The organism is Cupriavidus sp. WGlv3 (assembly GCF_023952475.1).
GTDB classification, from domain to species: domain Bacteria; phylum Pseudomonadota; class Gammaproteobacteria; order Burkholderiales; family Burkholderiaceae; genus Cupriavidus; species Cupriavidus phytorum.
This window is the reverse complement of sequence record NZ_JALHRX010000008.1, coordinates 174,665-186,958: the sequence shown is the minus strand read 5'-3', so window position 1 is coordinate 186,958 and position 12,294 is coordinate 174,665. Positions and strand designations below refer to the sequence as shown.

Below are 12,294 nucleotides of genomic sequence, written 5' to 3'. Positions count from 1 at the left end.
TTCGGGATTACCCTCATGGGGTTTTCCCTGATTGTAGCAAAAGAATTGTCGCAATGCAGCATTAGGTGAAAGTACGTATGCTGGGACACCACAAGCTGTGCCGGATGAAATACTTCCCGGTGGACTGTGTGACGATTAAGGCCGAGGCTCGAACGCTCGATCGCCGGGTCTTGGCATCAAACCAGTCTTGTTCCTGTCACGCGGGCCAGTTCGCCCAGCAACCGATCCTGGAATTTCGTGTCGCGGACGAGGGCGTGCGGCTCCTGCAACCGCTGGTGGTACCAATACCCGCCGCTGATCAGCGCCCGCGGATCGTTGCTGGTAGCCAGCCACTCCTGGGTCAGATGTCCCAGCCGAAGGTCGTCCGGCGCATTCGCACCCCCCATCTTGGTGGGAACCCAGCCCGGATCGACTGCGTTGCTGTAGACGTCGGGCCACAGCCGCGCCACGGCTGCCGCCAGGGTCGTGATGAAAAGCTTGCTTTCCGAATAGCCAGCTGTGCCGGTACGCCCGGACCAGTCGATGCCGTCAAGACTCGTCCGGCCACCCTTGTGCATGCTGCTGCTCAGGTAGATCAGCCGCCTGGGGCGCCGGATCAGCGCCGTGAGCAGGTACGGCGCGACGACGTTGACCATCAGGACCTGGGGCCCTGACAGGATCCCCGCGTTGTGGATCACCGCGTCCATCGTGCCAATGGCGTTGACCTGCCGGGCCAGGTCCCGTGTCTGCTTCAGGTCGGAAAGATCGCCGATGGTTGCGATGGCACCCTGCTCCACAAGCTCCCTGACGGCGGGCAGCCGCGCCTGGGAGCGAACGTGCACCACCACCTCATGCCCGTCGCCGAGCAGCGTCCGTGCCGCGGCATGGCCGAGTCCGTCGGACGAGCCAGTGATGAAGATGCGGGACTTACGTCCGCGGCTTCGTTGAGCGGGCGTCACGGCGGACTTTGTAGCGGGACTGGACGCGGGTTGCGCCATCGCGGCAGCGACGGTCAGCAGCGGCGCCATGACCAGGCTGGCGCCCAGTTGCGCACCGTTCAGAATGAGTTTGCGACGGTCCATGGCGCCTCCTGCTCAGCATGAAGGTTTTTGAAACAGGCGATTCATTAAGTGTTGCCGGTTAATGCACAGAGTCAAGGGAGCGCCCGTCATTTCGCCACAAAGCGCGCCGTGACGGTCTTGCCGTCCGCAAACCGGATCGTCGCCACCAGCTTGGAGCCGGCCTGCAGTTGCAGCTTGTCGGCCGCGACCAGTGCATTGTCCGCGCCGGGGTTCAGCGCCGTTTCGGTCTTGCGGGTGCCGGTCAGCACCGTCAGCTTGCCGCTGGCACCGGCCACGGGCAGCTTCCTGTCATGGTCGTCGACATAAATCGTGACCGCGCCATCCCGGTTCACCAGTTCGAACTGCAGGTCGCTGGCAACCTGCACGATGCCGCCGTATTGCGCGGGCTTGGCGCCGTGCGCCATGGCTACGCCGGAAAACCCGGACAGTGCGAGACTGCCGGCAAACACCATGGCCGAGATCTGTTTCTTCATCGTTTACTCCGTTGCTGCAGCGGCTTGGGGGCGCCGCTGCCAAAGCCCTGAATCAATACGTATCCTCCGGCTGCTGTGACAGGATGCGCTGCAGCGGGCGGCGCCCGAACAGCCAGAACGCCAGCGGCGTCAGCACGGAATCCAGCAGGGTCGAACTGACCAGCCCGCCGAAGATCACCACCGCCACCGGATGCAGGATTTCCTTGCCGGGCGCATCGGCCGACACCAGCAAGGGCACCAGCGCGAAGGCCGCGACCAGCGCGGTCATCAGCACCGGCGTCAGCCGCTCGAGCGAGCCGCGCACGATCATCGGGATGCCGAAGGTCTCGCCTTCGAAGCGGCACAGGTTGATATAGTGGCTGACCTTCAGGATGCCGTTGCGCGTGGCAATGCCGGTCAGCGTGATAAAGCCGACCATCGACGCCACCGACAGGCTCAGCCCCGCCAGCCACATTGCGATCACGCTGCCGATCAAGGCGAACGGGATATTGGCCATGATCACCAGGGTCAGCGTCGACGAGCGGTAGCGCGAGTAAAGCACCAGGTAGATCAGCGCCAGCGACACCAGCGACAGCAACACGATGCGCCGCGTGGCCTGCTCCTGCGCCTGGAACTGGCCTTCGATGCTGACGAAATAGCCGCCAGGCAGTCCGGCACGCGCCGCCGCTTCGCGCACTGCGCCGACGATCTTCGACATATCGGAGCCGTCGGTATTGGCATAGACCACGATGCGGCGCCGGCCGTTCTCGCGGCCGATCTGGTTGGGGCCGTCGCCCTCCTCGACGTCGGCGATGGCGGATAACGGCACCGCGCCGCGCGGCGAATCCAGCATGATGCGGGACAGGTCCTGCGGCGTACGGCCGCTATCGGCCAGGCGCACCACCAGGTCGTGGCGGCGCACGCCGTCGATCAGCTGGGTAACGCGCGTGCCGTCGGACAAGGTCTGCAGCGCCTTCAGCGCCTCGCCGGCGGGGATGCCGTACTGCGCGGCCTTGCGATAGTCGAGCCGCACATTGACCTGCGGAATCAGCACCTGGCGCTCGACCGTGATATCGACCAGGCCCGGGATCGTGGCCAGGCGCCCGCGCACGTTCTCCGCCAGGCCACGCAGCGTATCGAGGTCATCGCCATAGATCTTCAGCGCGATCTGCGCCCGCACGCCGGACAGCAGGTGATCGAGCCGATGCGAAATGGGCTGGCCGATCGCCACCGACGCCGGCAGCCCGGCAAGCTGCGCGCGGATCGCGGCCATCACCTGCTCGCGGCTGCGCACGGAGGGCTTCAGGTCGATGTCGATCTCGGAGGCATGCACGCCCTCGGCATGTTCGTCCAGTTCGGCGCGGCCGGTGCGGCGGCCCACCCGGGTCACTTCCGGCACCTGCCGGATCAGCGTTTCCGCCAGCGCGCCGATACGGTTGGCTTCGGCCAGCGAGGTGCCGGGATTGAGCATCAGCGACATCACCATCGAGCCCTCGTTGAAGCCCGGCAGGAAGGCACGCGGCAGCCACGGCACGGTGACGGCCGCCAGCACGGCCGCCACCGCGGCTACCGATAGCACTGCCCGCGCGCGCGGGAATGACCAGTCCAGGATGCGGGCATCGACCCGCTTGAGCCACGCCACCAGCCGGCTGTCGGGATGCTCGAGCCGCTTCATCCGCGGCAGCAGGTAGTACGACAGCACCGGCGTCACCGTCATCGACACCAGCATCGACGCCAGGATCGATACGATGTAGGCGATCCCCAGTGGCGCGAACAGCCGCCCTTCGATACCCGGCAGCGCAAACAGTGGCACGAACACCAGCACCACCACCAGCGTGGCATAGACAATGCCGGAGCGCACTTCGATCGAGGCGCGCCAGATCGTCTCCAGCACCGATGGCGGGTCGTCCATGGCGGCGCGCTGCCGCAGCCGGCGCTGGATGTTCTCGACGTCGACGATGGCATCGTCGACCAGTTCGCCGATGGCGATGGCCAGGCCGCCCAGCGTCATCACGTTGATCGACTGGCCCAGCAGGTGGAAAGCCAGCGCGGACACCGCCAGCGACAGCGGTATCGCCACCAGCGAGATCGCGGTGGTGCGCGCGCTCAGCAGGAAGGCGAACAGGATCACCGTCACCATGATGGCGCCATCGCGCAGCGCCTCGACCACGTTGCCGATCGAGGCTTCGATAAAGTCGGCCTGGCGGAACAGCACCTGCGGCGCGGACAAGCCCTGCGGCAGCCCCTGCTTCAGTTCGCCAAGCGCGGCTTCCAGGTCGCGCGTCAGGCGCACGGTGTCGGCCGCGGGCTGCTTCTGCACGCTGACGATCACCGCGGGCTTGCCGTTGAAACCGGCGTCGCCGCGCTTGAGCGCAGCGGCGTAGCGCACGCCGGCCACCTGCTCCAGCAGCACCGGCGCGCCGTCCTTGTAGGCGACCGCAACGCCCTTGAGGTCGTCGAGGCGGTTGGTGCGGCCGAGATGGCGGATCAGGTATTCGCGGCCGTTCAGGTCGATGAAGCCGCCACTGGTATTGGCGGCGAAGTCCTGCAAGGCGCCCTGCACCTGCGCCAGCGCCACGCCGAATTGCGCCATGCGCGCGGTATCGGGCTCGACCCGCAACTGCCGCACCTCGCCGCCGATCGGGATCACCTGCGACACGCCGGGCACCGACAGCAGGCGCGGGCGCAGCACGAAGTCGGCATACTCGCGCGCCTGCATCGGGCTGGCCCGGGCCGGATCGATCGGCAAGGCAATCAGCATGATCTCGCCCATGATCGACGAGACCGGCCCTAGGATGGGCGTGATTCCGCCCGGCAACTGCTCCTTCACCAGCGCCAGCCGCTCCGACACGAGCTGGCGGTTGCGGTAGATATCGCTGCCCCAGTCGAATTCGGCGTAGACGATAGACAGGCCGACGCCGGACACCGAGCGGACCCGCGTGACGCCGGGCATGCCGTTCAACGCAGTCTCGATCGGGAACGACACCAGCAGCTCGACTTCCTGCGGCGCCATGCCGCCCGCTTCGGTAATCACGGTCACCAGCGGCTTGTTCAGGTCCGGAAATACATCGACCGGCGTGCGCCATGCGGTGAGGCCGCCGTAGACCATCAGGATCAGGGCGAAGGCCAGTACCAGCAGCCGGTTGCCGAGGCTGGCGCGAACGATCCAGTTGAACATGCGCGCCCCTCAGCGGATCTGGTTGATCAGCGCCGCGCCGGACACCACCACCCGGTTCTCCGGCGACAGTCCGCGGACCACGACCACGGTGCGCGCATCGAGCACGCGCGCCTCGACCGGCTGCGCGATAAAGCGCTGCGTGCCGGACTTGATCCACACCACCGGCAGGTTGCTGGCGTTGCGCACCAGCGCCTCGCTCGGCAGGGCGATGCCCTGGACGTTATCGCTGAGCGTGGCGACCACCGTCACGGGCTGGCCGACGGCCAGCGGCACGTCGTTGGCGGTCAGACGGAATGTCAGCGGCACCGCGCCGTTCTTCAGGCTGCGGCCGGCACCGACGAATTCCAGCTTGCCGCCGGTGCCGCTGGCCAGCGCACCGCCCTTGATGCGGTTGGCCAGCGAACTGTCCGCGCTGCTGGCCTCGATCAGCAGGCGGGCGGGATCGACCACCTCGTACAGCACGTCTGCGGCGGCAACCACCTGCCCCGCCAGCACATTGGCGCTGGCGATCACGCCGCTGGCCGGCGCGGTCAGCGTATCGGTCTGGTGCAGGCTCTTGCCGACCGCATCGCGCTGGCCGGACAGGCTCTGGACCTCGGCGCGGGCCGCTTCGATTTCCTTGCGCGGGATGCTGTCCGTCAGCGACTCCAGCCGCTGCAGCCGCTGCCGCGCCAGCTTCAGGCTGGCGCTGAGGTTGGCGAACTGCGCCTGCTGGTTGCCGATGTCAAAGGGCTCGCTCTTGTGGCGCAGCACGGCCAGCGCCTGGCCCTTGCTGACGCGCTGCCCCAGCACCGGGAAGCCGCCCGGCGGCGGTTCGATCCAGCCCGGGTGGCCCGCTTGCAGGCGCCCGCCCGCGTTCGGATCGATCGCCACCACGGCGTTCAGTTCGACGGTCACCGGGTGCGCGGCTTGCTGCGGCATCGCGGTCCGTATGCCCATGCGGCGCTGGGCCAGCTTGGGCACCTGGACGCTGCCGTCTGGCAGCCGGGCCAGGCCACTGCCCGACACCGCGGCCGGTGCATCGAGGTGTTCCCCGTTCGGGCCGTGCGCGCCGGGCCCGGCCAGCGCCGGCATGGTGGTCCAGGCGGCCAGCGCGACCGCCAGGGTTGCGACTTTGGTGGTCTTCATCACGCCGTGCCTCCTTTCCTTTTGCCAACGCGGCGCTTCACGCCCCAGGCGCCTGCTGCCACGACCGCCGCGAGCAGGACCAGCCACGGCCAGCGCGCCTGCCACCACGCCATGCCGTGGTCGCGTTCGTCCGCGGCAACGTTCAGGGTGCCTTCGATCAGGTCCGACTCGTTGCCGGTGACGAGCGTAAACACCAGCGCATGCTGGCCGGGCCGGCGCAATGCCTGCAGCAGTTTCTCGTCGGTAAAGGCATAGTCGCCGGCATCGGCGTGCAGCTTGCCCGGGGCCTTGATGCCGTCGAACTCGACCTCGAGCGTGCCGTCGAGCACCGGCTCGTTGGTGACGTAGCGGTCGACCATGACGGAGAGTTCGTCCGTGGCAAGGGTGCCCACCAGTTCGAACGCCTCCGTATGGGCTTCGATGGTCGGCTGGGAATGAGCCGCCGCGCCGGTGTCGGCGGGCGCGTCCAGGTGCTCGCCATCGGGGCCGTGGGCACCGGGGCCGGCGTGCGCTGCCGGCACGTCGAGCGCGAGCGTCAGGAACAGGACAAGAAACAACTGGCGGATCATGGCAGGACTCCGAGCGCCTGGTTGAGGGTGGCAATGGCGATGCCGCGACGGGCACGCTGGCGCGCGAGGTCGGCCTCGGCTTCCAGCGCCTGGTTTTGTGCGCGCAGCACTTCCGGCAAGCCGATCTCGCCGGCATTGAAGGTCTTGCGCAGCAGCGCCGCCCGTTCGGACAGCGTGGCGCTGCGCTCTTGCGTAAGGCCGAGCTGCTGTTCGGCCAGCCGCAGCGCGGCCTGCGCCGCGTCGATCTCGGCGCGGACGTTGCGTTCGGTGCGCGCGAGCTCGGCCCGCGCTGCCATCAGCTCCGTCTGCGTGGCGGTTTCGCGCGGCAGGTTGCGCGCATCCGTGGCGAACGGGATCCTGACGAACAGGCCGACGGTCTGGTCGCCGGGCATGCCGCCGCCGGCCCGGTCATTGCGGTACATCACGCCGACTTCGGGCGGGTCGCGGCGCGATTTGCGCAGGTAGCCCAGCTGGCGTTCGCTGCGCAACACGGCCTGCTGCACCGCTTCCAGGCGAGGATGGGTGACGGCATGGCCCGCAGGGTCTGCCGCCGGCGCCGCCGTTTCGTCGTACCGTAGCGGCAACGCGGAGACGCCGGTGGCTTGCAGCAGCCGCGCCTTCGCCTCGACCACGCGGGCCTCGCTGTCGGCGAGCAGGCCCTGTGCCGCCAGGTCGTCCTGCTGCGCCAGCAGCAGGTCGGTGCGCGCCAGGTCGCCGGCGTTGACGCGCCGGCGTACATCGTCGCGCAGCGACGCGGCGATGCCGGCGCGGCGCTGCATCACCTCGCGCTCGTCTTCGACGGCCGCCAGTTGCCAGACGCGTTCGCGGACTTCGGCGGCAAGATTCAGTCGCGCCAGTGCAGCGCCGGCCTCGGCCTCGGCCGCATGGGCGTCGGCCAGCTCGCCGCGTGCCGCGCGCTGCCCTGGCAGCCACACCGGCACGCCCAGCTGGACCTCGCTCTCGCGCAGGCCGCGCCGTTCGGTCCAGCGGTCGTCACGGTGCAGCAGGCCGAGCGTGGGCGGCCCGGCGATCAGCGCGTCGGCCTGGACCCGGCTGGCCGCCGCCTCCAGGCGCCGCCCCTCGGTGGCCTGGAAGGCGACGGAGCGCTCCCAGGCGGCATCGAACAGCGCGCGCAGATCGGCCGGCGCGGACTGGCCATGGGCCGCGGGCATCAGCAACGCCGATGCCACCACGGAGATAAAGAACTTGTGCATGGAATCCCCAACGCAGATTGCGACAACACAGGCAATGCGGCGGGGCGCGGCGCAAAGGCTTTGCGCCACGGCAGGCAATCAGCAGATCAGTGCCCCGCCGTCAGGCGGGCGCGCGAGGGGGGCGTAACGGGGGACTGCCGCCAGGGTCGGGGATGCGGCCGCCGAGGAACAACGGCTCGCGCTGCGTCTGCAGCGTCAGCGGCGGCACCATGCCGGCCGGCAATGGCGCCTGGAAGTGGGTGCCGTAGTCGAAGTCGAGCTGGTGCGAAGCCGAGGCCGCGGAATCGTCGAAGGCGATCTCGCCGTCCTCATCATGGTGATGCGGAATGTGCTCGGCGTGCGCGGCCATGTGGTCCGGCGGCAAGCCGGCGGAGTGCGCGAGCTGCCGCTGCGCTGCGGCCAACGCCTGCAGCGGCAGGATCAGCATCAGGAGCAAGGCAATCATGCGCGACATAGGGCGGGATTCTACCCGACCTGCCGGCACCGGCGCGAGGCCGTGGCGCCGAATGCCGTAAGCGCCGCCCGAAACGCATTGACGCCGTTCACATCCGGCAGGAGCGCAGGCAAGCCGGTCGACCCTGATGCCATGCCGCTCAGAAAGACCGCGGCAGGCCCAGCACGTGTTCGGCGACGAAGGAGTAGATCAGGTTGGTCGAGATCGGCGCTACCTGGTACAGGCGCGTCTCGCGGAACTTGCGCTCGACATCGTATTCGCAGGCAAAGCCGAAGCCGCCGTGGAACTGCAGGCAGGCGTTGCCGGCCTCCCAGCTGGCCTTGGCGGCCAGGTACTTGGCCATGTTGGCCTGCGCGCCCATGGACTCGTGCTTGTCGAACAGCTCGCAGGCCTTCCAGCGCATCAGGTTGGCCGCCTCGAGTTCGATGAACGACTCGGCGATGGGGAACTGCACGCCCTGGTTCTGGCCGATGGGGCGGCCGAACACTTCGCGCTCCTTCACGTACTTCGTGACCCGGTCCATGAACCAGTAGCCGTCGCCGATGCACTCGGCGGCGATCAGGGTGCGCTCGGCATTGAGGCCATCGAGGATGTACTTGAAGCCCTTGCCCTCTTCGCCGATCAGGTTCTCCTCGGGGATCTCCAGGTCCTCGAAGAACAGCTCGTTGGTCTCGTGGTTGACCATGTTGGGGATGGGGCGCACCGTCAGGCCCTGCTTCTGCGCCTGGTGCAGGTCGACCATGAAGATCGACATGCCCTCGCTCTTCTTCTTCACCTCGGCCAGCGGCGTGGTGCGCGCCAGCAGGATCATGAAGTCGCTGTGCTGCACGCGGCTGATCCACACCTTCTGGCCGTTGACGACGTAGCGGCCGTCCTTTTTCACCGCCGAGGTCTTGATCTTGGTGGTGTCGGTGCCGGTGGTGGGCTCGGTCACGCCCATCGACTGCAGGCGCCATTCGCCCGAGGCGATCTTCGGCAGGTACTTTTCCTTCTGCGCCTGGGAGCCGTGCCGCAGCAGCGTGCCCATGTTGTACATCTGGCCGTGGCAGGCGCCGGAATTGCCGCCGCAACGGTTGATCTCTTCCATGATGACCGAGGCTTCAGTCAGCCCGAGGCCGGAGCCGCCGTATTCCTGCGGAATCAGCGCCGCCAGCCAGCCGGCAGCGGTCAGCGCGTTGACGAAGGCCTCGGGATAGGCGCGCTGTTCATCGACCTTGCGGAAGTACTCGTCGGGAAACTCCGCGCACAGCGCACGGATGGCATCGCGGATTTCGTGGAAATTGTTCGAGAGGGTCTGTTCGATCATGGCGCTGCCTTGCAGTCGGTCTGTGTCTGTGGCGGCGTGGCGGATGGCCCACGCCGCGTGATAGCCGCAATGGTCGCGGCGTTCGGCCGGCGGGACAATCAGCGATTTCGAAAGCGCGCCTTCCACGCGGCTTAAGTCGGGGCAGGCGGCGCCTCCTTCAGGCCGTTCACCAGTTTCGCAATCGCCAAAGCCGGCCATTGGCATTGTCGAATAGCGCAAACGCGGCTTTGGCGACATGCTTCGGGCTATCCGGCCCCCGCCGCCCTATGTCCGGCCGCGTGCCGACCGAACGTTTCCCCGTGGACATGCACGACCTGGCCTCCCGACTGCAAACCCTGATCCGCCCCGGCGACCACCTCTGGTGGGGACAAGCCACCGCCGAGCCGCTGACGCTGACGCGCGCGCTGGTGGCGCATCGCCATGCCATCGCGCGCGGCGGGCGCTTCAGCGTCTTCGTCGGCATCGGCCAGTCGGACACGCTGCAGCCGGAACAGGCCGACGTCATCGACTTCTTCGGCTATGCCGCCAGCGGGCCGCACCGCCGGCTCGCCGGCGCGGGCGTGCTCGACATCGTGCCGAGCCATTATTCGCACCTGCCGGGGCTGATCCGGCACGGCACACTGCGCGCGGACGTGGTGCTGGTGCAGGTCTCGCCCGCTGACGAACAGGGGCGCCACAGCCTGGGCCTGGTGCACGAGTACCTTCCCGCCGCGCTCGACCGGGCCCGCGTGATCATTGCCGAAGTGAACCCCGAAGTGCCGTGGACCCACGGCAGCCGTTATCTCACCGCCGAACAGATTGGTCTGCGGGTCGAAGCGGAGTGCCCGCCGATCAGCCTGGAGCGCGGCGCTCCTGGCCTGGCCGAACGAGCCATCGCCCGCCATATCGCCGGCTGGATCGAAGACGGCGCGACCCTGCAGATGGGCATCGGCAACCTGCCCGAGGCGGTGGTGGCGGCGCTGCATGACCGCCGCGACCTGGGGCTGCACAGCGGCGCGGTGGGCGACGGCATTGCCGCGCTGGCCGAGGCCGGTGTGCTGACCAACGCACGCAAGAGCATCGATACCGGCATCGGCATCGGCGGCATCCTGATGGGCAGCGAGCGGCTGCGGCGCTGGGCACATCGCAACCCGCGGCTGCAGTTGCGCGAAACCGCCTATACCCACCATCCCGAAGTGCTTGCCAGCGTGGACAAGCTCACCGCGATCAATGCGGCGATCGAGGTCGACCTGACCGGCCAGGTCAATGCCGAAGTGGCCGCCGGCGTCTATGTCGGCGCGGTCGGCGGCGCGGTGGATTTCCTGCGCGGCGCCGCGCGCAGCCGCGGCGGCCTGCCGATCGTGGCACTGCCCGCCACCGCCAAGGGCGCGAGCCGCATCGTCGCGCAATTGTCCGGCCCGGTCAGCACGCCGCGCGCCGATGCCGGGCTGATCGTGACCGAGCATGGCGTCGCCGACCTGCGCGGCCAGACCCTGTCGCAGCGCGTGCGCCGCATGCTGGACATCGCTGCCCCCGAACACCGCGCCGACCTGGAGCGCCAGGCCCATGCGCTGCTGCGCCAGTGCGGCGCGGCCTTCGTCGCCCTTCCCAACCTTCCCGGAATGGCGCCCACCGACTAACTTGATGGTTCACCCGATACCGAATTCCAAGGAGACTTCCATGCGCAGAGCTGCAATCGTCACCCCCCTTCGCACCCCCGTCGGCACCTTCGGCGGCAGCCTGCGTCCGGTTCCGGTCGAGGAACTGGCCGCGACCGCCGTGCGCGCGGTGGTGGAACGCAGCGGCATCGACCCGGCGCGCATCGACGACGTCGTCTTCGCCCAGTCCTACGCCAACAGCGAAGTGCCGTGCGTGGGCCGCTGGGCGGCGCTGCAGGCCGGCCTGCCGGTGGAAGTGCCGGGCATGCAGCTGGATCGCCGCTGCGGCGGCGGCCTGCAGGCCATCGTCACGGCCTCGATGATGGTGCAGAGCGGCGCCGCCGACGTGGTGATCGCGGGCGGCGTCGAGAGCATGAGCAATATCGAGTACTACACCACCGATATGCGCTGGGGCGCGCGCTCCGGCAACGTGCGCTTCTTCGACCGGCTCGACCGCGGCCGCGAACGCTCGCAGCCGGTGGAGCGCTTCGGCAAGATCTCCGGCATGATCGAGACCGCCGAGAACCTGGCGCGCGACTACGGCATCAGCCGCGAGGATGCCGACGCCTTTGCCGTGCGCAGCCACCAGCGCGCCGCGGCGGCGTGGGAGGCCGGACGCTTCGACGCCGAGATCGTCCCGGTGCAGGTGCCGCAGCGCAAGGGCGAGCCGGTGGCGTTCACGCGCGACGAAGGCTTCCGTCCGCAGACCACACTCGACAGCCTGGCCAAGCTGCGCGTGCTGATGCCGAACGGCACCGTCACCGCGGGCAATGCGAGCCAGCAGAACGATGCCTCGGCCGCCTGCCTGATCGTGGCCGAGGACAAGCTCGCCGAACTCGGCCTGACCCCGATGGCCTCGCTGGTGGGCTGGGCCGCTGCCGGCTGCGAGCCTTCGCACATGGGCATCGGCCCGGTGCCGGCGGTGAAGAAGCTGCTGGCGCGCCTGAACCTGACGCTGGACCAGATGGACCTGGTCGAGCTGAACGAGGCCTTCGCCTGCCAGGTACTGGCCGTGCTCAAGGGCTGGGACTGGCAGGACCAGGACGCGATCGAGCACAAGCTCAACGTCAACGGCTCGGGCATCTCGCTGGGCCATCCGATCGGCGCCACCGGCGTGCGCATCCTGGCCACGCTGCTGCACGAATTGCAGCGCCGCGGCGGCCGCTACGGCCTGGAAACCATGTGCATCGGCGGCGGCCAGGGCATTGCCGCGGTGTTCGAACGCTATTGATGCCGCAGCGGCGGCGTGGAGCCTGTGCTTGCCGCACGCACGCCGCACGCTTTGCCCCGCACAA

At 68.5% G+C, this 12,294-nt stretch carries 10 protein-coding genes; 2 read left to right on the top strand and 8 right to left on the bottom strand.

Going from position 1 to position 12,294, the window contains the following annotated elements; all coding sequences use genetic code 11:
- Positions 1–176 precede the first annotated feature (176 nt).
- From MKD38_RS15790 to MKD38_RS15755, 8 genes are all read right to left on the bottom strand, one after another.
- Positions 177–1,061 carry an SDR family NAD(P)-dependent oxidoreductase gene (locus MKD38_RS15790; RefSeq protein WP_252678124.1) on the bottom strand — a complete coding sequence of 295 codons (885 nt, stop codon included), beginning with the start codon at positions 1,059–1,061 and terminating at the stop codon, positions 177–179.
- Positions 1,062–1,147: 86 nt separating this feature from the next.
- Entirely contained in the window at positions 1,148–1,534 is a 387-nt protein-coding gene (locus tag MKD38_RS15785; RefSeq protein WP_252678122.1) for a hypothetical protein, read from the bottom strand.
- Positions 1,535–1,586: 52 nt separating this feature from the next.
- The gene (locus MKD38_RS15780) at positions 1,587–4,691 is read right to left on the bottom strand and encodes an efflux RND transporter permease subunit (RefSeq protein ID WP_252678121.1); all 3,105 of its coding nucleotides are present in this window, start codon (positions 4,689–4,691) and stop codon (positions 1,587–1,589) included.
- Positions 4,692–4,700: 9 nt separating this feature from the next.
- Entirely contained in the window at positions 4,701–5,819 is a 1,119-nt protein-coding gene (locus tag MKD38_RS15775; protein WP_252678120.1) for an efflux RND transporter periplasmic adaptor subunit, read from the bottom strand.
- Positions 5,819–6,388 (bottom strand): hypothetical protein, encoded by a 570-nt coding sequence (locus MKD38_RS15770; protein WP_252678119.1) that lies wholly within the window; start codon positions 6,386–6,388, stop codon positions 5,819–5,821. Before MKD38_RS15770 ends, MKD38_RS15775 begins: the two co-directional genes overlap by 1 nt.
- On the bottom strand, positions 6,385–7,602 hold the full coding sequence (locus tag MKD38_RS15765) for a TolC family protein (RefSeq protein ID WP_252678118.1): 1,218 nt from the start codon (positions 7,600–7,602) through the stop codon (positions 6,385–6,387). Before MKD38_RS15765 ends, MKD38_RS15770 begins: the two co-directional genes overlap by 4 nt.
- Before the next feature lie 100 nt (positions 7,603–7,702).
- Entirely contained in the window at positions 7,703–8,047 is a 345-nt protein-coding gene (locus tag MKD38_RS15760) for a hypothetical protein (protein ID WP_252678117.1), read from the bottom strand.
- 148 nt (positions 8,048–8,195) lie between these two features.
- The gene (locus MKD38_RS15755) at positions 8,196–9,362 is read right to left on the bottom strand and encodes an acyl-CoA dehydrogenase family protein (protein WP_252678116.1); all 1,167 of its coding nucleotides are present in this window, start codon (positions 9,360–9,362) and stop codon (positions 8,196–8,198) included.
- A 305-nt stretch (positions 9,363–9,667) separates the two neighbouring features.
- On the opposite strand from MKD38_RS15755, the gene MKD38_RS15750 reads away from it, so the two are divergent.
- Both MKD38_RS15750 and MKD38_RS15745 read left to right on the top strand, forming a co-directional pair.
- Complete coding sequence (locus MKD38_RS15750; RefSeq protein WP_252678227.1) at positions 9,668–10,981, top strand: acetyl-CoA hydrolase/transferase family protein; 1,314 nt, start codon at positions 9,668–9,670, stop codon at positions 10,979–10,981.
- Between the two features lie 40 nt (positions 10,982–11,021).
- Positions 11,022–12,230: an acetyl-CoA C-acetyltransferase gene (locus MKD38_RS15745; RefSeq protein ID WP_252678114.1), complete on the top strand. Its 1,209-nt coding sequence runs from the start codon at positions 11,022–11,024 to the stop codon at positions 12,228–12,230.
- The last annotated feature ends 64 nt before the right edge of the window (positions 12,231–12,294 follow it).